Annotated in this window: 1 protein-coding gene; it reads right to left on the reverse strand. The window is 58.3% G+C overall.

Annotation, left to right across the window (positions count from 1 at the left end; genetic code table 11):
• Nucleotides 1-223 (reverse strand): type VI secretion system baseplate subunit TssK (tssK, locus tag ABR397_RS25775; protein WP_350307942.1); only part of this gene is annotated, 223 nt, incomplete at both ends.

Raw genomic sequence — 223 nt, forward strand, 5'->3', positions numbered from 1 at the left:
ATGATTCATCGCCACCAGCGGGATCCCGGTCAGCGCCCGGTTAATCATCTGGTTAACCTCATCCGGCGCCCCGGCTTTACACAACAGCGGAAACCGGGTTTGCAACTGGTGTGCGGGAACGGAGGAACGGACAGAAAGATAAAAATCCGCCGCGTCACGCAAGCGGGTATCGTGGAGCGTCCCGGTCCATTGCTGTGCCGATTTTGTCAGCTCAATGGCGACC

The sequence above is a fragment of the Photorhabdus viridis genome, from assembly GCF_040256935.1.
In the GTDB taxonomy this organism is placed as follows: domain Bacteria; phylum Pseudomonadota; class Gammaproteobacteria; order Enterobacterales; family Enterobacteriaceae; genus Photorhabdus; species Photorhabdus viridis.